Origin of the sequence: Streptococcus sp. HPH0090 (genome assembly GCF_000411475.1) — a bacterium.
Lineage (GTDB): Bacteria > Bacillota > Bacilli > Lactobacillales > Streptococcaceae > Streptococcus.
Genome location: NZ_KE150464.1, coordinates 911197 through 933208, shown reverse-complemented (window position 1 = coordinate 933208; position 22012 = coordinate 911197). Strand labels below are relative to the sequence as shown.

19 protein-coding genes are annotated in these 22012 nt (G+C 40.5%); 15 read left to right on the top strand and 4 right to left on the bottom strand.

Translation table 11 applies throughout. The annotated features are described in order from the left end of the window. The first annotated feature begins 2 nt into the window (after window positions 1–2). The 9 genes from ldcB (at window position 3) to HMPREF1481_RS06430 (ending at window position 11798) form a co-directional block, all read left to right on the top strand. Window positions 3–719, top strand: a complete 717-nt coding sequence (ldcB, locus tag HMPREF1481_RS06470; RefSeq protein ID WP_016466688.1) for an LD-carboxypeptidase LdcB/DacB — start codon at window positions 3–5, stop codon at window positions 717–719. A 276-nt stretch (window positions 720–995) separates the two neighbouring features. Continuing rightward, window positions 996–2042 (top strand): phenylalanine--tRNA ligase subunit alpha, encoded by a 1047-nt coding sequence (pheS, locus tag HMPREF1481_RS06465; RefSeq protein ID WP_016466687.1) that lies wholly within the window; start codon window positions 996–998, stop codon window positions 2040–2042. Window positions 2043–2170: 128 nt separating this feature from the next. Further along, a complete protein-coding gene (pheT, locus tag HMPREF1481_RS06460; protein WP_025173288.1) occupies window positions 2171–4576 on the top strand; it encodes a phenylalanine--tRNA ligase subunit beta in 2406 nt (801 codons plus the stop codon). Window positions 4577–4771: 195 nt separating this feature from the next. Next, window positions 4772–5665 (top strand): ABC transporter ATP-binding protein, encoded by an 894-nt coding sequence (locus tag HMPREF1481_RS06455; protein WP_016466685.1) that lies wholly within the window; start codon window positions 4772–4774, stop codon window positions 5663–5665. Continuing rightward, window positions 5662–6861 (top strand): ABC transporter permease, encoded by a 1200-nt coding sequence (locus tag HMPREF1481_RS06450; RefSeq protein WP_016466684.1) that lies wholly within the window; start codon window positions 5662–5664, stop codon window positions 6859–6861. Before HMPREF1481_RS06455 ends, HMPREF1481_RS06450 begins: the two co-directional genes overlap by 4 nt. 177 nt (window positions 6862–7038) lie before the next feature. Further along, complete coding sequence (rpoE, locus tag HMPREF1481_RS06445) at window positions 7039–7614, top strand: DNA-directed RNA polymerase subunit delta (RefSeq protein WP_025173287.1); 576 nt, start codon at window positions 7039–7041, stop codon at window positions 7612–7614. A gap of 282 nt (window positions 7615–7896) precedes the next feature. Continuing rightward, window positions 7897–9504, top strand: a complete 1608-nt coding sequence (locus HMPREF1481_RS06440) for a CTP synthase (protein ID WP_016466682.1) — start codon at window positions 7897–7899, stop codon at window positions 9502–9504. Window positions 9505–9603: 99 nt separating this feature from the next. Next, the gene (locus tag HMPREF1481_RS06435; protein WP_016466681.1) at window positions 9604–10557 is read left to right on the top strand and encodes a class I SAM-dependent methyltransferase; all 954 of its coding nucleotides are present in this window, start codon (window positions 9604–9606) and stop codon (window positions 10555–10557) included. A 50-nt stretch (window positions 10558–10607) separates the two neighbouring features. Continuing rightward, window positions 10608–11798 carry an acetate kinase gene (locus HMPREF1481_RS06430; protein WP_006155691.1) on the top strand — a complete coding sequence of 397 codons (1191 nt, stop codon included), beginning with the start codon at window positions 10608–10610 and terminating at the stop codon, window positions 11796–11798. A gap of 60 nt (window positions 11799–11858) precedes the next feature. Here the strand turns inward: HMPREF1481_RS06430 and birA are convergent, their stop codons facing one another. Then, window positions 11859–12794: a bifunctional biotin--[acetyl-CoA-carboxylase] ligase/biotin operon repressor BirA gene (gene birA / locus HMPREF1481_RS06425; protein WP_016466680.1), complete on the bottom strand. Its 936-nt coding sequence runs from the start codon at window positions 12792–12794 to the stop codon at window positions 11859–11861. A 214-nt stretch (window positions 12795–13008) separates the two neighbouring features. On the opposite strand from birA, the gene HMPREF1481_RS06420 reads away from it, so the two are divergent. Beyond that, the gene (locus tag HMPREF1481_RS06420) at window positions 13009–14199 is read left to right on the top strand and encodes an O-antigen ligase family protein (RefSeq protein WP_016466679.1); all 1191 of its coding nucleotides are present in this window, start codon (window positions 13009–13011) and stop codon (window positions 14197–14199) included. Window positions 14200–14254: 55 nt separating this feature from the next. Here the strand turns inward: HMPREF1481_RS06420 and HMPREF1481_RS06415 are convergent, their stop codons facing one another. Further along, window positions 14255–14803: an NADPH-dependent FMN reductase gene (locus tag HMPREF1481_RS06415; protein ID WP_016466678.1), complete on the bottom strand. Its 549-nt coding sequence runs from the start codon at window positions 14801–14803 to the stop codon at window positions 14255–14257. A gap of 268 nt (window positions 14804–15071) precedes the next feature. Here HMPREF1481_RS06415 and HMPREF1481_RS0101865 point away from each other — a divergent pair, with 268 nt between their 5' ends. The 5 genes from HMPREF1481_RS0101865 (at window position 15072) to HMPREF1481_RS06395 (ending at window position 20535) form a co-directional block, all read left to right on the top strand. Next, window positions 15072–15560, top strand: a complete 489-nt coding sequence (locus HMPREF1481_RS0101865; RefSeq protein ID WP_025173286.1) for a cell wall elongation regulator TseB-like domain-containing protein — start codon at window positions 15072–15074, stop codon at window positions 15558–15560. Continuing rightward, on the top strand, window positions 15557–16735 hold the full coding sequence (locus HMPREF1481_RS06410) for a pyridoxal phosphate-dependent aminotransferase (protein ID WP_016466676.1): 1179 nt from the start codon (window positions 15557–15559) through the stop codon (window positions 16733–16735). Before HMPREF1481_RS0101865 ends, HMPREF1481_RS06410 begins: the two co-directional genes overlap by 4 nt. A 150-nt stretch (window positions 16736–16885) precedes the next feature. After that, entirely contained in the window at window positions 16886–18229 is a 1344-nt protein-coding gene (gene asnS, locus HMPREF1481_RS06405) for an asparagine--tRNA ligase (RefSeq protein WP_025173285.1), read from the top strand. Between the two features lie 271 nt (window positions 18230–18500). Beyond that, the gene (locus HMPREF1481_RS06400; RefSeq protein ID WP_016466674.1) at window positions 18501–19700 is read left to right on the top strand and encodes an MFS transporter; all 1200 of its coding nucleotides are present in this window, start codon (window positions 18501–18503) and stop codon (window positions 19698–19700) included. Between the two features lie 67 nt (window positions 19701–19767). Further along, window positions 19768–20535, top strand: a complete 768-nt coding sequence (locus tag HMPREF1481_RS06395) for an epoxyqueuosine reductase QueH (protein WP_016466673.1) — start codon at window positions 19768–19770, stop codon at window positions 20533–20535. Between the two features lie 77 nt (window positions 20536–20612). Here the strand turns inward: HMPREF1481_RS06395 and ntdP are convergent, their stop codons facing one another. Next, window positions 20613–21146 (bottom strand): nucleoside tri-diphosphate phosphatase, encoded by a 534-nt coding sequence (ntdP, locus tag HMPREF1481_RS06390; RefSeq protein ID WP_004252157.1) that lies wholly within the window; start codon window positions 21144–21146, stop codon window positions 20613–20615. Window positions 21147–21233: 87 nt separating this feature from the next. After that, complete coding sequence (gene recX / locus HMPREF1481_RS06385; RefSeq protein ID WP_016466672.1) at window positions 21234–22010, bottom strand: recombination regulator RecX; 777 nt, start codon at window positions 22008–22010, stop codon at window positions 21234–21236. Between the last annotated feature and the right edge of the window lie 2 nt (window positions 22011–22012).

The following is a 22012-nucleotide window of genomic DNA, read 5'->3' as shown; positions in this document are numbered from 1 at the left end:
ACATGAAAAAAAGATATCTTATCTTGTCAGGCTTATTAGTCTTGACATTGGCAGCTTGTTCACAAGAAAAATCAGCTACTCCTGACGCAAAAACTTCTTCAGAGCAATCAACTGTTCAAGAAGGAACTGTTGGTAGCAAGTCTCATGAGGCTAGCCAAAAGAAGGCAGAAGTAGTAGATAAAGGAGATCACTACAGTATTCAAGGTAAGTATGATGAGATTGTTGTCGCTAACAAGCATTATCCTATGTCCAAAGATTATAATCCTGGAGAAAATCCTACCGCAAAGGCAGAACTGTTAAAACTTATTGCAGCAATGCAGCAAGCAGGATTCTCGATTAGCGATCACTATAGTGGATTTAGAAGTTATGAAACTCAGGTTAAACTGTATCAAGATTATGTCAATCAAGATGGGAAGGCAGAGGCTGACCGTTATTCTGCAAGACCTGGCTATAGTGAACACCAGACCGGTCTAGCCTTTGACCTTATTGGTACAGATGGAGAATTGGTGACCGAACCTAAAGCTGCCCAATGGCTTTTAGATCATGCAGCTGACTATGGTTTTGTCGTTCGTTACCTCAAAGGTAAGGAAAAAGAAACTGGTTATATGGCTGAGGAATGGCACCTTCGCTATGTTGGTAAAGAAGCCAAAGAAATCGCTGCAAGTGGCCTCAGTTTGGAAGAGTATTACGGCTTTGAAGGTGGAGACTATGTTGATTAGTCGCAAAACACCTTGCAAGAATGCTTGAAATTTGATAAAATGAATAATAATTAAATAGGAATCTGCAAGACTAGTATCTCAGGGGAAGTATATCAGGGAGGAGAGCCGTGACTGAAAGCTCTCTATATGAAAGCTGGGTGAATTCACTTGCCTATGGATTCAGAAATAAAGGTCTGACTTGTCAGATGAAAACGGATGGTACCGCGTGTCAACGCTCCGAGTGGAGTTTTTGGCATGTGGTTTTCTTTTTATCTACGAGAGACTGATGGAGGAATTATGTCAACTATTGAAGAACAATTAAAAGCGCTTCGTGAAGAAACGCTAGCTAGCTTGAAGCAGATTACTGCTGAAAATGAAAAAGAGATGCAAGAATTGCGTGTTTCTGTCCTTGGGAAAAAAGGGTCACTGACTGAAATCCTGAAAGGGATGAAAGACGTTTCTGCAGAAATGCGTCCTGTTATCGGGAAACACGTCAATGAAGCGCGCGATATCTTGACAGCTGCCTTTGAAGAAACAGCTAAGCTTTTGGAAGAAAAGAAAGTCGCAGCTCAACTAGCAAGTGAGAGTATTGATGTGACTCTCCCAGGTCGTCCAGTTGCGACAGGTCACCGTCACGTCCTTACACAAACCAGTGAAGAAATCGAAGATATCTTCATCGGTATGGGTTACCAAGTCGTGGATGGTTTTGAAGTGGAGCAAGACTACTACAACTTTGAACGTATGAACCTTCCAAAAGATCACCCAGCTCGTGATATGCAGGACACTTTCTACATCACAGAAGAAATCTTGCTCCGTACCCACACGTCTCCAGTTCAGGCGCGTGCGATGGATGCCCATGATTTTTCTAAAGGTCCTTTGAAGATGATCTCACCAGGACGTGTTTTCCGTCGTGATACAGACGATGCAACCCACAGTCACCAATTTCACCAAATAGAAGGTTTGGTTGTAGGAAAAAACATCTCTATGGCTGACCTTCAAGGAACGCTTCAGTTGATTGTCCAAAAAATGTTTGGTGAAGAGCGTCAAATCCGTTTGCGTCCATCTTACTTCCCATTCACCGAGCCTTCTGTTGAGGTTGACGTCTCATGCTTCAAGTGTGGTGGAGATGGCTGTAATGTATGTAAGAAAACAGGTTGGATTGAGATTATGGGTGCCGGCATGGTTCACCCACGTGTCCTTGAAATGAGTGGGATTGATACAAGTGTTTACTCTGGTTTTGCCTTTGGTCTTGGTCAAGAGCGTGTAGCCATGCTTCGTTACGGAATTAACGATATCCGTGGATTCTACCAAGGCGATGTCCGCTTCTCAGAACAGTTTAAATAAGATTGAAACCTAAACACAATCCTACAAGTCGTCCTCATTTTTTATAGTGTAGCAATAGGAACGACTGACTCGAAGAAAAAGAAAGGAATTGAAAAGATCTCGCTGATTGGGATCTTATGCTCAGAATTATGTTAGTATCATATAAATGGTTAAAAGAATTGGTGGACATTGATGTACCATCAGATGAGTTGGCTGAAAAAATGTCAACCACAGGGATCGAAGTAGAAGGTGTGGAATCACCAGCTGCTGGTCTCTCAAAAATTGTCGTCGGAGAAGTCTTGTCTTGCGAAGATGTACCAGAAACACACTTGCATGTCTGCCAAGTCAATGTGGGTGAAGAAGAAGCTCGTCAAATCGTCTGTGGAGCACCAAATGTGCGTGCAGGCATCAAGGTCATGGTGGCTCTTCCAGGTGCTCGTATCGCAGATAACTACAAGATTAAAAAAGGGAAAATCCGTGGCTTAGAGTCACTCGGGATGATCTGTTCACTTGGTGAGTTAGGTATTTCTGACTCCGTTGTACCAAAGGAATTTGCAGATGGGATCCAAATCTTGCCTCAAGATGCCGTTCCAGGAGATGAAGTCTTCTCTTATCTAGACTTGGATGATGAAATTATCGAACTTTCCATCACCCCTAACCGTGCGGACGCTCTTTCTATGCGTGGAGTTGCACATGAAGTGGCAGCCATCTATGACAAGGCAGTCAACTTTAAGGAATTCAGTTTAACAGAAACAGACCAAGCTGCAGCGGATGCTCTTTCTGTCAGCATTGACACAGATAAGGCTCCTTACTATGCTGCCCGTATCCTGGATAATGTGACCATCGCACCAAGTCCGCAATGGTTGCAAAACCTCCTCATGAACGAAGGTATTCGTCCGATCAACAATGTCGTTGACGTGACCAACTACATCCTACTTTACTTTGGTCAGCCTATGCATGCCTTTGACTTGGATACCTTTGAAGGGACTGACATCCGTGTACGTGAAGCGCGTGCTGGTGAAAAATTAGTAACCTTGGACGGTGAAGAGCGTGAGTTAGAAACAAATGACCTCGTGATTACAGTTGCGAACAAACCAGTAGCTCTTGCCGGTGTCATGGGCGGTCAAGCTACAGAAATCTCTGAAAACTCTAGTCGTGTCGTCCTTGAAGCAGCTGTCTTCAATGGCAAATCTATCCGTAAGACTAGTGGTCGTCTCAACCTTCGTTCCGAATCATCTTCTCGCTTTGAAAAAGGAATCAATGTGGCAACAGTCAATGAAGCCCTTGATGCGGCAGCCAGCATGATTGCTGAACTTGCAGGAGCAACTGTTCGTAAAGGTATTGTTTCAGCAGGTCAGCTTGATACTTCTGATGTGGAAGTTTCCTCAACCCTTGCAGACGTCAACCGTGTCCTTGGAACAGAGCTTTCCTACGCAGATGTCGAAGATGTCTTCCGTCGCCTTGGATTTGGCCTTTCTGGAAATGCAAATCGCTTTACTGTCAGCGTCCCTCGTCGTCGTTGGGATATCACCATTGAAGCGGATCTCTTTGAAGAAATCGCACGTATCTATGGGTATGACCGCTTGCCAACTAGTCTTCCAAAAGACGATGGGACAGCAGGTGAGTTGACTGCGACCCAAAAACTCCGTCGTCAAGTTCGTACCATTGCTGAAGGAGCAGGAGTGACTGAAATCATTACCTACGCTCTGACAACTCCTGAAAAAGCCGTTGAGTTTACGATTCAGCCAAGCAACTTAACAGAGCTCATGTGGCCAATGACCGTGGACCGTTCAGTTCTCCGTCAAAATATGGTTTCAGGTATTTTGGATACAGTTGCCTACAATGTAGCGCGTAAGAACAAAGACTTGGCTCTTTACGAGATTGGAAAAGTCTTTGAACAAACAGGAAATCCAAAAGAAGAATTGCCAAACGAAATCAATAGCTTTGCCTTTGCTTTGACAGGTTTAGTCGCTGAAAAAGACTTCCAAACTGCAGCTGTTCCAGTTGACTTCTTCTATGCTAAGGGAATCCTTGAAGCCCTCTTTACTCGCCTAGGATTGGAAGTGACTTATACAGCAACCTCTGAAATTGCTAGCCTCCACCCAGGTCGTACAGCCTTGATCTCACTCGGTGACCAAGTTCTTGGTTTCCTCGGACAAGTGCACCCTGTGACAGCTAAGGTTTATGATGTCCCTGAAACTTATGTGGCAGAATTGAACTTGTCTGCTATTGAGGCAGCTCTTCAACCAGCTACTCCATTTGTGGAAATTACTAAATTCCCAGTAGTCAGCCGTGATATCGCCCTTCTCCTCAAAGCAGAAGTGACTCACCAAGATGTGGTTGATGCCATCAAATCTGCAGGTGTGAAACGCTTGACAGATATCAAACTCTTTGATGTCTTCTCAGGTGAAAAACTAGGACTTGGTATGAAGTCAATGGCTTATAGCTTGACCTTCCAAAATCCAGAAGATAGCTTGACTGACGAAGAAGTCGCACGCTACATGGAAAAAATCCAAGCATCACTCGAAGAAAAAGTAGACGCAGAAGTGCGTTAAAAGTCTAAGATCCATCCCTAGGGATGGATTTTTTTATTTTTGTAAATGCCTAATATTGGAAAGATAAATAAATGTGAATTTTATTATTTTGGTATAAAAAATTCCTAGCAAATTCTACTAATAAAAATGTACATAAATCCTTGTAATGGCTAAAAAAAGGAGTATAATGAGGATAAGATTCGTAGGAGGTGGAACATGTTAGAAATCCGCAATCTTGAAAAAAGTTTTGGACCTAAACAAGTCTTATTTGGTGTCGATTGCCAAGCGCAACCAGGACGTATTTTAGGTCTAGTAGGGAAAAATGGAGCTGGGAAAACAACTATTTTCCACAGTATTTTGAAATTTTTGGATTATCAGGGAGAGATTCAGTTTGATGGTCAGGAAATTCGTCAGGAGACCTATGCTCGGATTGGCTATCTACCCGAAGAACGTAGTCTCATGCCTAAGCTGACAGTACTTGAACAGGTACGTTATTTGGCAACATTAAAAGGCATGGATGCAAAAGAGGTCAAAGAAAAACTCCCTCAATGGATGGAAAAGCTGGAAGTTAAAGGAAAATTGACAGATAAAATCAAGAGTCTCTCAAAAGGGAATCAACAAAAGATTCAGCTGATCATTACTTTAATGCATGAACCAGATTTGATTATTCTCGATGAACCCTTTAGTGGTTTAGATCCAGTTAATACCGAGTTGCTCAAGCAGGTTATCCTCAAAGAAAAAGAACGTGGTGCGACCATTATCTTTTCTGACCACGTCATGACCAATGTCGAAGAGCTGTGTGATGATATCCTGATGATTCGTGATGGGCGTGTCGTCTTGCATGGACCAGTCCAAGATGTTCGTAATCAATACGGCAAAACGCGACTCTTTGTTGCAAGTGAAAAGAGTCAGGAAGACTTGGAAAAACTCCCACATGTCATTCATGCTAGCTTGACCAAGCAGGGGATTTGGAAGCTCATCCTAGATGATGAAAATGCTGGACAGGAGCTTTTTGCTATCTTGACTCAAGGACACTATATCGCGACCTTTGACCAGCAAGCTCCGACAATTGATGAAATCTTTAAACTAGAATCAGGGGTGGAAGTATGAGAAATATGTTGGTTGTAATCAAAGAAACTTATCTACGTCATGTCAAATCCTGGAGTTTCTTCTTTATGGTAATCTCGCCTTTTCTCTTTATCGGCTTGTCTGGCGGAATTGGCTATCTCCAAGGTTCCTCTTTGGCTCAGAATAATAAGGTGGCAGTAGTTAGTTCGGTGCCTGCTGTAACAGAGAGTCTTAAATCGACCAATGGCATTAACTTTGACTATAAGGATGAAGCAAGTGCGCAACAAGCCATCAAGGATGAGAAAATAAAAGGTTATCTGACTATTGATCAGGAAGATAGTGTACTTAAGGTGGTCTATCATGGAGAGACTTCACTAGAGAGTGGCATTAAATTAGCTGTGACTGCTAAGTTGAATGAACTGCAATCCCAACTCAACCGTTCAGAAGCAAATTTGTCTCAAGAACAGGAAAAACGTTTGGCTCAAACAATTCAATTCACAGAGCAGATAGATGAAGCCAAGGAAAATAAAAAGATGGTCCAAACCTTTGCGGCTGCAGGACTTGGCTTATTCCTTTATATGATTTTAATTACCTATGCTAGTGTCACTGCTCAAGAGGTAGCTAGTGAAAAAGGAACTAAAATCATGGAAGTGGTCTTCTCAAGTATTCGTGCCAGCCATTATTTCTACGCACGTATGATTGCCTTACTTCTTGTTATTTTGACGCATATTGGTATCTATGTTGTAGGTGGACTTGGAGCAATCTTATTCTTTAAAGATATGCCCTTATTAGCAAATTCAGGTATTTTAAACCACTTGGGAGAAGCCTTTTCGGTCAATACCTTGTTGTTTGTATTAGTCAGTCTCTTTATGTATGTGGTTTTAGCTGCCTTTCTCGGTTCGATGGTTTCTAGGCCCGAAGACTCTGGTAAAGCCTTGTCGCCTTTGATGCTTTTGATTATGGTAGGATTTATTGGAGTAACTGCCTTAGGAACTTCTGGCGATAATTTAGTTTTGAAGATTGGCTCATATATCCCATTCATTTCAACCTTCTTTATGCCTTTTAGAGCTATTAATGGCTATGCAGGTAGTGTAGAAACTTGGATTTCGCTTGCTATAACAGTCATTTTTGCAGTAACAGCAACAATCTTTATCGGCCGTATGTATGCTAGCCTAGTCCTTCAAACAGATGATTTAGGCATCTGGAAAACTTTTAAACGAGCTTTGACCTATAAATAATGTATTGGACCTGTGAGTCGATCTCCCAGGTCTTTCAATTAGCTGAAATATTTCACATGAATTTCTTCTAAACCTTTGACTAATAAAGAAAATTATCGTACAATAAAGAGTACATGATAAAATGAGACCAGAGTTTGTATGCTTTGGCGTTAGTAGTAAAAAATGAGGAGAAACGCTTTGGAATTAGAAGTATTTGCTGGGCAAGAAAAAAGTGAACTATCTATGATTGAGGTGGCTCGTGCCATCTTGGAACTCCGTGGTCGCGATCACGAAATGCATTTTAGCGATTTGGTTAATGAAATCCAAAACTATCTTGGTACCTCTAATAGCGATATTCGCGAAGCACTACCTTTGTTCTATACAGAGTTGAACTTTGATGGTAGCTTTATCTCTCTTGGAGATAACAAATGGGGCCTTCGTTCATGGTATGGAGTTGATGAAATTGACGAAGAAATTATCGCTCTTGAAGAAAGTGACGATGAAGAAGTAGCACCTAAGGCTAAGAAGAAACGCGTCAATGCCTTTATGGACGGAGATACGGATGCCATTGACTATGGTGCAGATGACCCAGAAGATGAAGATGCCTACGAAGAAGATCCAGCTCTTTCTTATGATGATGAAAATCCAGATGATGAGAAGAACGAAGTAGAAGCCTACGACGCTGAAATCAACGAAATTGCACCAGATGACCTTGGAGAAGACGTCGATCTTAACGAAGAAGATGACGAAGATTCTGAGGATGAAGAAGAATAATACTAAATGGCAAGGAAAATTTCCTTGTCTTTTTTAATGCTTGACACATACTTGAAGGTAAGACACTAAAATCTGATAGTCAATTAGATTTGACAAATGAGTCAAATTGAGGTAAGATATTGTTCGGGCACCTCTTTTAGAGGTCGGAGCTCCCTAGTTATTAGGGAGCTATTTTTGTTTTTCCGGGAACTTTTATCCTGGATTGTGGTTATTGATGAAGGTTTTGTTTTCTATCTCCCCTACTAGTGAGCAGGACCTTGAGCATTTTAGAAAGAGGAATCTATGTCTACGAAATATATTTTTGTAACTGGTGGAGTGGTGTCGTCTATTGGGAAAGGGATCGTTGCAGCGAGCCTTGGACGTCTTTTAAAAAACCGTGGTTTGAAAGTAACTATTCAAAAATTTGACCCTTATATCAATATCGACCCAGGGACCATGAGCCCATATCAGCACGGGGAAGTGTTTGTAACTGATGATGGGGCTGAGACAGACTTAGACTTGGGTCACTATGAGCGTTTTATTGATATTAACCTTAATAAATACTCAAACGTGACAACCGGTAAAATCTACAGCGAAGTTCTTCGCAAGGAACGTCGTGGAGAATACCTTGGTGCAACTGTCCAAGTTATTCCTCATATTACAGATGCCTTGAAAGAAAAAATCAAGCGTGCTGCTCTTACGACAGACTCTGATGTCATCATCACAGAAGTTGGGGGAACAGTTGGAGACATTGAGTCCCTTCCATTCTTAGAAGCTCTTCGTCAGATGAAAGCAGATGTCGGCGCAGATAATGTCATGTATATCCATACAACCTTGCTTCCTTACCTCAAGGCAGCTGGAGAAATGAAGACCAAGCCGACTCAACACTCTGTCAAAGAATTGCGTGGTCTTGGGATTCAGCCAAATATGTTGGTCATTCGTACAGAAAAGCCAGTTGGACAAGGAATTAAAAATAAACTAGCCCAGTTCTGTGACGTGGCGCCAGAAGCAGTTATTGAGTCATTAGATGTCGATCATCTTTACCAAATCCCACTTAATCTGCAAGCACAAGGAATGGATCAAATCGTCTGTGACCATTTGAAGATAGATGCACCTGTAGCAGATATGACAGAATGGTCAGCTATGGTTGATAAGGTTATGAACCTCAAAAAACAAGTCAAGATTGCTCTTGTTGGTAAGTATGTTGAGTTACAAGATGCTTATATCTCTGTAGTTGAAGCCTTGAAACACTCAGGTTATGCAAATGATGCAGAAGTGAAAATTGATTGGGTTAATGCGAACGACGTGACAGCAGATAATGTAGCAGAACTCCTTTCTGATGCTGATGGAATCATCGTGCCAGGTGGTTTTGGCCAACGTGGAACAGAAGGTAAGATTGAAGCGATTCGCTATGCGCGTGAAAATGATGTACCAATGCTGGGAGTCTGCTTGGGTATGCAGTTGACCTGTATCGAGTTTGCCCGAAATGTTTTAGGTCTTGAAGGGGCTAATTCAGCAGAGCTTAATCATGATACAAAATATCCAATCATCGATATCATGCGTGATCAGATTGATGTTGAGGACATGGGGGGAACCCTTCGTTTGGGACTTTATCCTTCTAAGTTGAAACGTGGTTCTAAGGCAGCGGCAGCTTATCATAACAAAGAAGTGGTCCAACGTCGCCACCGCCACCGTTATGAGTTTAACAATGCCTTCCGTGAACAGTTTGAAGGTGCAGGATTTGTCTTTTCAGGAGTGTCACCAGATAATCGCTTGGTCGAAATTGTTGAAATCCCAGAAAATAAATTTTTTGTGGCTTGTCAGTACCATCCAGAGCTTTCAAGTCGCCCAAACCGTCCAGAAGAACTTTACACTGCTTTTGTAACAGCAGCGGTTGAAAATAGTAACTAGTCATGATTAAACCTTTGAGAGTCATCTCAGAGGTTTTTTATTTGTTTTCAGTATCATGAAAATCTGGAAAATCAGCTCTGAATTTGGTAAGATAAGATTATGGATTTTGAAAAAATTGAACAAGCATATACCTATTTACTAGAAAACGTCCAAATCATTCAAAACGATTTGGCGACAAGCTTTTATGATGCCTTGATTGAACAAAATGGGATCTATCTGGATGGTCAGACAAACCTGGAAGATGTCAAGAAAAACAATCAAGCTTTGAAACGTTTGGCACTTCGAAAAGAGGAGTGGTTACGGACCTATCAATTTTTGTTAATGAAGGCAGCTCAAACAGAACCTCTTCAAGCCAATCACCAGTTCACACCGGATGCGGTTGGTCACTTGATGATTTTTATCATTGAACAACTTTTTCCTGCTGAAAATGTGAGCTTATTGGAATTGGGATCTGGGATGGGAATTCTGGGAGCTAGTTTCTTAACGTCCATGAACAAAAAGGTAGATTACCTGGGAATAGAACTTGATGACCTCTTGATTGACTTGGCGGCAAGCATGGCGGAAGTAATGGATCTTCAAATGGGCTTTGTCCAAGGAGATGCAGTACGTCCACAAGTATTAAAAGAAAGTGACATCATTGTGAGCGACCTGCCTGTCGGTTACTATCCAGATGATCAGATAGCCTCACGTTATCAAGTAGCGGCTAAGAATGAACATACTTATGCTCATCATTTGTTAATGGAACAAGCACTCAAGTATCTCAGAACAGGAGGCTATGCGATTTTTCTAGCTCCAACAGATCTCCTGACAAGTCCTCAGAGTGAACTTTTGAAATCATGGCTGACTGAACAGGCCCAACTAGTGGCTATTGTGGCCTTACCAGAGGATCTCTTCGCCCAAGGAGCTCAGTCTAAGAGCATTTTTGTCCTCCAAAAGAAGACAGGAGAAGGAGTTGAACCATTTGTTTATCCACTTACCAGTCTTCGTGACCCTGAAATTTTGATGGAATTTAAGGAAAATTTTCAAAATTGGTGTCAAGGGCATGAAATCTAGTGCAAATTTTGATATAATAGTTGAAAACGCTTAAAAAGGGGAATAAATTTATGACAAAAACCATTGCAATTAACGCTGGAAGCTCTAGCTTGAAATGGCAACTATATCAAATGCCAGAAGAAAAGGTGCTTGCAAAAGGTTTAATTGAGCGAATCGGATTGAAGGATTCTGTTTCAACAGTTAAGTTTGATGGTCGTTCTGAAGAACAAGTTCTTGATATTGAAAACCATACCTTGGCTGTTAAGATTTTACTTGATGACTTGATTCGTTTTAATATTATTAAAACTTATGATGAAATTACTGGTGTCGGACACCGTGTTGTTGCAGGTGGAGAGTACTTCAAAGAGTCTACAGTTGTTGAAGGTGATGTCTTAGAAAAAATTGAAGAACTGGGACTTCTTGCTCCATTGCACAACCCTGCCAATGCAGCTGGGATTCGTGCCTTCAAAGAATTGTTGCCAGATATTACAAGTGTAGCAGTCTTTGATACATCATTCCATACAACAATGCCAGAAAAAGCCTACCGTTATCCATTACCAACTAAGTACTATACAGAAAACAAGGTTCGTAAATATGGAGCACACGGTACAAGTCACCAATATGTTGCTCAAGAAGCAGCAAAACTTTTGGGACGTCCACTAGAAGAGTTGAAATTGATCACTTGCCATATCGGTAATGGTGCTTCTATTACAGCCGTTAAGGGTGGTCAATCAATCGATACATCAATGGGATTCACTCCACTTGGTGGTGTTATGATGGGAACTCGTACAGGGGATATTGACCCAGCTATCATTCCTTATTTAATGCAATATACAGAGGACTTTAACAAGCCTGAGGACATCAGTCGTATTCTTAATCGTGAGTCAGGATTGCTGGGTGTTTCAGGGAAGTCTAGTGATATGCGTGATGTGATTGCTGCAATGGAAGCAGGGGATCATGATGCTGCTTTGGCATTTGAAATGTATGTTGACCGTATCCAAAAACACATTGGACAATACTTGGCAGTCCTAAACGGGGCAGACGCTATTATCTTTACTGCTGGTGTTGGTGAAAATGCAACTCTTGTGCGTGAGAAAGTTATTTCAGGTATCTCTTGGTTTGGTTGTGATCTAGATCCAGAGAAAAATGTCTTTGGAGTAACTGGAGACATTTCTACAGATGCTGCGACACTTCGTGTACTTGTCATCCCAACTGATGAAGAACTTGTGATTGCGCGTGATGTTGAACGTTTGAAAAAATAAAGGATAATAAAATCGACCTTCTCAATAGAGAGATCGATTTTTTATATTGTTGACGAGTATTTACCATTTGGTAAGCGAAACTTCACCGCTATTGAGCCAGATTTTTTCCCCAGTAGCTAATTCTATCTGCAGTTTGCCTTGGTCAGAGATGTCACAGGCTTTTCCTGTGATTATTTCTTGATCTTTCTTGAAGGAAATTTCTTTGCCTAAAACGATGGAGCGTTTTTTATAGAGATAAAGTAGCTCGTCGGCATCTGTTTCGTAGAAACATCTCCAAATTTCAGCAATCAATTCATTGCGAGTAATGGGACTGCTTTGAGAAAAGAGACTTCCAGCTTTTCCTTGCAGATTTTTGGGGAAGTCAGCGATAGAAAAGTTGATTCCAACACCAATAATAACATCTGTAACAAGGCCTGTTTCGATAGAAGTGATGGCTTCGGTTAGAATACCGGCTATTTTTTTCTGATTTAAGTATAAATCATTTACCCATTTGATATCTAAATCAATTAGACAAAGGTTTTTTACAGCCTTATAAATTGCGGCTGCAGTCAGGAGTGTATAGGCTGGTAGATCTAGATAAGAGAGATTGGGCTTGAGGTGGAGAGACATGTAAATTCCACCTTGTTCTGGAGAATAATAGGGGCGTTGAAATCGACCACGTCCCATAGTTTGGCCTGTTGATAGGTAGAGTGTGTCTCCTTTGGCACCAGCTTCCATGGCCTCCTTAGCATCACTCTGGGTTGATTTGGTGATAGGTTTAAATTGAACTGAGATGGGACTATTGGCTTCGATGTCTTGAGGTAAGATTAGGTCACCGTGAAGAAGTTTGTAGCCACGGTTTTTGATGCTGTCAATTTCTAATCCTTCTTGTTGGAGGCGCTGAATCGCTTTCCAAACAGAGGTTCGAGAGAGATTTAATACTTCAGCGATTTTTTCTCCACTTACATAATCAGTTTCACTAGCTAATATTTTATAGACTTCTTGGTAAGATTTCATGGTAGAGCCTTTCCGGGAAAATTAATTTAATTGTACCACAATTTTACAAAAGATAGACTTCTTTTATGAGAGGAATCCTAGTTCCCTATAAAGTTTTACCAAGTTTTAGTCAGGATGAGAAGGACAAAGTGGTTTTCAAATCCTTTGAAAAATGGTAAAATGTTTTAATAGTTTATATATCTGTGCATTATAGCGCAGAGAGAAAGGATCTGTTGTGAAATCAATAGGTATCATTGAAAAATTGAAAGGCTTCTCTAAGCAAGAACTAGTCTTGCTAGCTGTAATTCTAAGTATTTTCTTGCCTTTTTATATTTTCATCATTATTTTTATCGCTTATTTGATAGGTCTTATATATACAGGTGAAATGAAGGGGATTCTAAAACGACTCTCTAACCATGCCATTCTACTGTTGTTTATTGGCTATAGCGGTGCCATCTCTCTTCTAGCACAAAATGTGATGGGGATGGTTGCTACTTTAGGAATGTTCCTCTTTGCGATTTTCTTTTACTATTACCAGGCTCATCTAACCCCTAAATTTTTTAGACTAGTATTACAAGGGATTTTATCGCTTAGTGTGTTAGCCTCGGTTTTCGCAACTTTGGAGCATTTTCAAATCGTTAAGAAATTTGATTATACCTTCTTATCACCAAAGATGCAGGTTTGGCACCAGAACCGAGCAGAAGTAGCTTTCTTTAATCCTAACTATTATGGAATTATCTGTTGTTTCTGTATCATGATTGGTTTTTATCTGATTAGTACAACCAGATTGAGATGGTTGAAAATCTTCTCAGTGATTGCAATCTTTGCGAATTTATTCGGGCTCAACTTTACTCAAAATAGAACGGCCTTTCCAGCCATTATCTTTGGTGCGATTATTTATCTGTTCACAACCATTAAGAACTGGCGAGCTTTCTGGTTAAGTATTGGAGTCTTTGGTATCGGATTGGCCTTTCTCTTCTCGAGTGATTTAGGAGTTCGAATGGGAACCCTTGATTCATCTATGGAAGAACGAGTGTCTATCTGGAATGCAGGTATGACCTTATTCAAACAAAACCCCTTCTGGGGAGAAGGTCCACTAACCTATATGCACTCTTATCCACGTATTTTTGCTCCTTATCATGAACATGCTCATAGTATTTACATTGATACGATATTGAGTTACGGCGTGGTTGGAACTGTATTATTAGGGATTGCCTCTTCTGACCCAATTCGAAAATTAATTGATATGAGTCAAGTACCAAGTAAACGACCGATTCTTGGACTCTATCTTTCATTTTTAACAGTGGTTGCTGTGCATGGAATTTTTGACTTGGCCCTCTTCTGGGTTCAGTCTTCATTTATCTTCCTTCTAGTGATGTGTAGTCTACCACTCAAACATAGTATGATTGCAGAACTTGTTGATTAACAAAAAAAGATAGTAGAAATAACATTTGTCTACTATCTTTTTCCTTTTGTTGCAATTATTGAATAGCTTGAAGCAAGTCTTCTGCTTGTTGTTTCAAAGAAGCAGCAACGCTGTCTTCGAGAACTAATTTACCATCTTCCCAAGCAGAATCGTTGACACGAGCTGCAGTGAAACCACCAACAACTTGTGTACGGATGAATGGCAAGAGGTCTTTGTAAATCGTAAAGAGCTGATCATGACCTGCATTCGCAACTGAAGATACTGTAACAATCTTATCTTGAAGTGCAGATGCTCCACGGGTATCAGACAAGTCGATGGCACGTGAAAGCCAGTCAAGCAAGTTTTTCACTGTTCCAGGAATTGAGAAGTTGTAGACTGGAGAGAAAATCCAGATGGCATCAGCAGCTAAAACAGCTTCACGAGCAGCCGCAACAGATGGAAGAGTTGGAACTTCAAGTTCTTGGTTGAAGAGAGGAATGGCTGAGTAGTCAAGGTAGCTTACCTCGGATTTGCCAGCAAGTGCCTTTTCAGCTTCTAATGCCATTTGGTGGTTGAATGAACCTTCACGAAGTGAACCAACGATAAACAATACTTTTTTAGACATAGGGAGTCTCCTTTTAATTTTAATCTTTTAATCAGAACCACTCTGTTGTTACAATATATGTTACAACAGAATAAAATCATTTGCAAGGGATATGCTCAGAAAATAAAATCAATAGAATCTAAGTTTTTAATTAAAAATGAAGAGCGTAGAAAAGTCTATAAAAACACGGCTTGAAGTTGTGTAATGATATCCTAAAAACGGATTGAAAATCCAGATTCCTCCCCTAACTTCACTTGTAATTCACTAGGATAGATGGTAAAATAGACGAGTGAAAAAGAGACAGAAAAAAGAAAAAAATTCCCTATTATTTCAGTACATTATTGGTATAACTTTGTTAACTCTAGTCATCACTTCTTCCTTTCTCTACTTAGTATGGCTCAGCATGAAGCCTTATCGAACTGCTAAGGTAGAAGGTGAAAGACTCGCTAAGCAGTATGCAAATCTAGAAACGGTTAGCCAGATTGATATCTTCAATGGTTTAGAAAGCTATTATAGTGTTCTTGGCCAAGATAAGAACCAGAAATCAGTTGCTGTCTTAGTAGAGAAAAGTAGCAACAATATTTACGTATATCAACTAAAAAATGGAACTTCTCAAGAAAAAGCAGAAGCAGTTGTCAGAGAAAAAGGAGCAACTGAGATTGACAAGATTACTTTCGGACGCTACGCTGAAAAGCCTGTCTGGGAAATCAAGTCTGGAGGAGACTATTATCTAGTAGATTTTGAATCTGGCGCCTTAGTCGAAAAGGAGAAACAATGAAATTATCCAAACGTGTCTTAGAGATGGAAGAAAGCGTTACTCTGGCTAGTGATGCAAGAGCAAAGAAGTTAAAAGCTGAAGGAAAAGACGTTCTTTTCTTGACTTTAGGTCAGCCCGATTTTCATACTCCTGAAAATATTCAAGATGCTGCGGTTGCAGCCATTCGAGATGGTCGCGCGTCTTTCTATACGGTAGCTTCGGGTTTGCCTGAATTGAAAGCAGCGGTTAATACCTATTTTGAACGTTATTATGGGTATTCTGTAGCAGCTAATGAGGTCACTTTTGCTACAGGTGCCAAGTTTTCCCTTTATACTTTCTTTATGGCTGTTATCAACCCTGGAGATGAGGTAATCATTCCTACTCCTTACTGGGTCAGCTATGGGGATCAGGTTAAGATGGCAGAAGGCCTTCCAGTATTTGTCCAAGCCAAAGAAGACAATCACTTTAAAGTGACTGTGGAGCAATTAGAAGCTGCTCGCACAGGTAAGACTAAGGTCTTGGTTCTTAACTCACCATCTAATCCTACCGGTATGATATACTCTCGTGAGGAATTGTTAGCCATTGGAAATTGGGCTGTTGAACATGATATTCTCATCCTGGCCGATGATATTTATGGTCGTTTGGTCTATAACGGGAATGAGTTCGTTCCAATCTCTAGTCTGTCAGAAGCTATTCGCAAACAAACCATTGTCATCAATGGAGTGTCTAAGGCCTACGCTATGACAGGATGGCGTGTTGGTTATGCAGTAGGTGATCCAGAAATTATTGCTGCTATGAGCAAATTGACTGGTCAAACAACTTCAAACCTAACCGCTGTTTCACAATACGCAACAATCGAGGCCTTAACTGGACCTCAAGATTCTGTAGAAATCATGCGTCAAGCTTTTGAAGAGCGTTTGAATACTATCTATCCACTCTTGTGTGAAGTTCCTGGATTTGAAGTTGTCAAACCACAAGGAGCTTTCTATCTCTTTCCAAATGTCAAAAAAGCGATGGAGATGAAAGGTTTTACCGATGTAACAGCATTTACAACGGCCATCCTTGAAGAGGTGGGGCTAGCCTTGATAACAGGTGCTGGATTTGGAGCACCAGAAAATGTCCGTCTCAGCTATGCGACAGACTTAGAAACTCTTAAAGAAGCCATTCGTCGTTTGCACCAATTTATGGAAAAATAAGAAGCTTAACCTCCGTCTTAATAACGGAGGTTTTTATTTTTAAAAACTTAGGAATTTCTGTCAAACTAGCTAGCTATCAGGCATTATTTGTGGTACAATAATGAGTAATAATGTCTTTGGACAAGTTAAACGAATAAAGGAAGATAAATGATGACAAAACGTGTAACAATTATCGAAGTAAAAGACTACGTTGGTCAAGAAGTGACTATCGGTGCTTGGGTTGCTAACAAGTCAGGAAAAGGAAAAATTGCTTTCTTGCAATTGCGTGACGGAACTGCCTTCTTCCAAGGCGTGGCTTTCAAACCAAACTTTATCGAAAAATTCGGTGAAGAAGTAGGTCTTGAAAAATTTGATACCATCAAACGCCTAAGCCAAGAAACTTCTGTTTTCGTGACAGGGATTGTCAAAGAAGACGAACGCTCAAAATTTGGTTATGAGTTGGATATTACAGACATCGAAGTCATCGGTGAATCTCAAGACTACCCAATTACTCCAAAAGAACACGGAACAGACTTCTTGATGGATAACCGCCACTTGTGGTTGCGTTCACGCAAACAAGTAGCAGTGATGCAAATCCGTAACGCTATTATCTATGCAACTTATGAGTTCTTTGATAAGAATGGCTTCATGAAATTTGATAGCCCAATCCTTTCAGGAAATGCGGCAGAAGATTCTACAGAACTTTTTGAAACAGACTACTTTGGAACACCAGCTTATTTGAGCCAATCAGGACAGCTTTATCTTGAAGCAGGTGCTATGGCCCTTGGTCGCGTCTTTGACTTTGGACCAGTATTCCGTGCGGAGAAATCAAAAACTCGCCGTCACTTGACTGAGTTCTGGATGATGGATGCTGAGTATTCATACTTAACACACGATGAATCACTTGACTTGCAAGAAGCTTATGTTAAAGCATTGCTTCAAGGAGTTCTTGACCGTGCTCCTCAAGCCTTGGAAACCTTGGAGCGTGATACAGAGCTCTTGAAACGCTACATTGCTGAACCGTTCAAACGTATTACTTACGATGAAGCCATTGATCTCTTGCAAGAGCATGAAAACGATGAAGATGCAGACTACGAGCACCTTGAGCATGGTGATGACTTTGGTTCACCACACGAAACTTGGATCTCAAACCACTTTGGTGTGCCAACATTTGTCATGAACTATCCAGCAGACATCAAGGCCTTCTACATGAAACCAGTTCCTGGGAACCCAGATCGCGTACTTTGTGCAGACTTGCTTGCGCCAGAAGGTTACGGAGAAATCATCGGTGGTTCCATGCGTGAGGAAGACTACGATGCCCTTGTCGCTAAGATGGAATCACTTGGAATGGATCTTACAGAGTACGAATTCTACCTTGACCTTCGTAAATATGGTACAGTACCACACGGTGGATTTGGTATCGGTATCGAGCGTATGGTAACCTTCGCAGCTGGAACTAAACACATCCGTGAAGCTATTCCATTCCCACGTATGTTGCACCGTATCAAACCTTAATAACCATGAGGCTGGGACAAAAGTCCTAGCCTCTCAATTGTCTTTGGATTATCGAGCAAGACGCAGTGGTTGAGTGGGCTCTACTACGCTGATTTCATCAGCTTTTACAGCCCTACTCAACTGTGCGGAGGTGGGATGACGAAATCGAATTCTAACGAATTACCGATTTCTGTCCCACTCTCACTTTAAATGAAAGAGGTGGAGAAAATGTAGGCAAATCTAGGTAAGTCTTTTAGAAACAGTCATAATACATATTGAAAGAGAGAAAACAATGTTTAAAAGAACTTACAAACGCAATATTCCACTCCTAGCAGGTCTGGAATTTACATCTTATTTTGGAATTACCAGTTTTTGGATTCTATTTTTCATTCAGAATGGTCTTTCCTTGCTTCAAATCGGTCTCTTAGAAAGTATCTTTCATGGGACAAGTCTCTTGTGTGAGATCCCTTCTGGTATGTTGGCTGATCGATTTAGCTACAAGACCAATCTCTATTTGGCTCGCTTGGCTAGTATTGTATCCTCTATCTTGATTTTGTTTGGTCAGGGGAATTTTTGGATCTATGCTCTTGCCATGATGGTCAGTGCTTGGTCTTACAATTTTGACTCGGGAACCAGCACCGCTTTCTTATATGATTCTGCGGTAGAAGCGGGTCAAAAGGACCGATATCTTCAGATTTCTAGCTTTTTGTCTGGTGTGGCAGAAGTCACCCGAACCCTAGGTACAGTTGTCGCAGGCTTCTTTATTCACGGAGCATTGGCTTGGACTTATCTAATTGCTATTGGATTATCTTTTCTTTCTATAATCTTGATTTATTTTATGAAAGAACCAATGGCTAAGAGAGGAAGAAATGAAGTCTTAACCTTTAAAACGATTGTCCTGCAAGTTCGAAAAGAATGGCAGGAAAAACCAGTACTCTTTTACTGGATGATGACTTATCAACTAGTCGGGACACTCATGTGCATGTTTTACTTTTACTATCAGCAGAAAATAAGTGACTTAGTAGGATGGCAGGTGTCGCTAGTCATGCTGATTGGTAGTGGCTTAAATCTTATAGCAGTTTATGTAGCTAGTCAAGTTGGGAAGAAATGGGATAGCAATCGAGTTTTTCCGACTCTTGTTGCACTAACGGGCTTGGCCTTGTTGTTGGTGTTTTCAGGAACCCCCTTTGCTTTTCTTCTTGTATATCTTTTAACCAATACACTTTATGCAGTTTATCAGCCTATCTATTTCAATGACTTACAAGGTTATTTACCTTCCAGTGTAAGAGCAACTATGCTTAGTATCAATTCCATGCTCTTTAGTCTTTCTATGATTGTCATTTTCCCATTGACAGGTTGGTTGATTGATCGTTGGGGTCTTGTAGCTATCTTTTTAGTTCTAGGTTTTATCTTACTTTTAAGTTATCCTATATTAATAATCGGTCTGACAAGGATGGGCAAGCTATTAAATCAGGACTTAAAAACTGAATAAAGCACGAAACCCTATTTGCCCAAAGAAAGATCCTGTGGTACAATAGCAAGAAGAAAAGGAGAAGAGAATGATTGATGTAGAAGAAATTCTAAGTAAGATGAATCCCAATCAAAAGATCAACTATGACCGTGTCATGCAAAAGATGGTTCAAGTTTGGGAAAAAAATGAAGAGAGACCAACTATTCTCATGCACGTCTGTTGTGCTCCCTGTAGCACTTACACTCTAGAGTATTTGACCAAGTATGCGGATGTGACCATCTATTTTGCAAATTCAAATATCCATCCAAAAGCTGAGTATCACAAGCGTACCTATGTGACCAAGAAGTTTGTCAGTGATTTCAATGAGCGAACTGGCAATAAGGTCCAATATCTAGAAGCTCCTTATGAACCAAATGAATACCGTAAACTGGTTCGAGGTTTGGAAGAAGAACCTGAAGGTGGGGACCGTTGCAAGGTCTGTTTTGATTATCGTTTGGACAAGACAGCGCAAGTGGCTATGGACTTAGGATTTGACTACTTTGGCTCAGCCCTAACCATCAGCCCTCACAAAAATTCACAAACCATCAATAGTATTGGGATTGATGTGCAAAAAATCTACACCACTCACTATCTTCCGAGTGATTTTAAGAAAAATCAAGGTTATAAACGCTCTGTAGAAATGTGTGAAGAGTACGACATTTATCGCCAATGCTACTGTGGCTGTGTCTATGCAGCTCAAGCACAGAATATTGACTTAGTACAGGTCAAGAAGGATGCGACAGCCTTTATGGTTGATAAGGATATCGAGAAAGACTATTCTCACATCAAATTTACTGTTACAAAGTTAGATATTTAAAGGAAAACCTGCCTCAAGGCAGGTTTTTTGCTTATAAAAAAACGAGGTCAGGATTTTGTTCCTGACCTCTGACAACTTTACCGATTCTTTAGTTCTACGTAGCGTTTGTACCAAATGTTGACATAGGCTTCTGAGAAGGGGCCTCGTTCATTGTTAATCCAATCAACAAGAATCTTGACATGCTCTTTCAAAATATAGTCTAAATCATCAGGATAATTCATCTTGCGCTTGTGACGTTCATACTCTTCGACGTCCAAGAGGCGTTTTTCGCCATCTGTAAAAACTTTAACATCCAAATCATAGTCGATGTATTTTAAAGCTTCTTCGTCTAGATAATAAGGGCTAGCCATATTGCAATAGTAGGAAATCCCATTATCACGAATCATGGCGATGATATTAAACCAATATTTTTTGTGAAAGTAAACAATAGCCGGTTCTCGAGTTACCCAACGACGACCGTCACTTTCGGTAACAAGTGTGTGGTCGTTGACGCCGATAATAGCGTTCTCTGTTGTTTTTAGTACCATGGTGTCTCGCCAAGTACGGTGAAGACTCCCATCATGCTTATAACTTTGAATTGTAATAAAGTCGCCTTCTTTTGGAAGTTTCATAACTAACCAACTTTCTACAATTTATAAGTTTATCGTTTACTATTGTATCACATTTTTGTTTAAAGTTCTTAGTTTTTCATGAAAAAATTAAAGATATTCTCTGAGAGCGCTGGCTATATCCGAAAAATCGTAGCCTTTTCGTGCTAAAACTTGGGTCAAACGCTGCTTAAGTTCGTATCCTTCATACTTACGCGAATATTTTCGATATTGCTTATCCAACTCTTTAAAAATAAGCTCCTGAACAGTTTCTTCTTCGACTTGGCTATCTAGTTGGTCAAAGGCTGTTTTGGCTTCTGTGTAGGAAAATCCTTTATTGGTTAGGCTTTGGATAATCTTATCTTTTAGAGCACGGGCAGGTAATTTTCCTTGGTATTTTTTCAGTAGTTTTTCGGCTGTGCGCTCTGCGACTTCCGCCATATCAAATTCTTGTAAGACTTCTTGGATGATAGATTTGGCAACTCCCTTTTGAGAAATCTTCTGCATCAGCATATAACTTCCCTTGTCACCAGATAGCTGATTGGAGTTGATAATAGCATAGGCATATTGACGGTCATTTATCCAGTTGTCATCTTTTAGAGATTGGATGACTTTGGGTATGATGTTCTCATCGATTTCATGTTTACTTAGATAATCTCGGACTTCTTTTTCAGTACGAGCCTTGAAGGATAAGTGGTAGAGCGCTAGATTTTTTCCGTAGGAAAATTGTGCAAAGGTCTGGATTTCTGCAAACTCTTCGGGACTAATGTCCTTATCCTTGGTCAACATAAAGCGAACAATGGTATCCTCTGTAATGTAGCAAGTTTTGTCGCTATCAAGCTCTAGTAGATAGAGTCTTTTTTTCTTTTCTAGTTTTGTGATTTTCATAG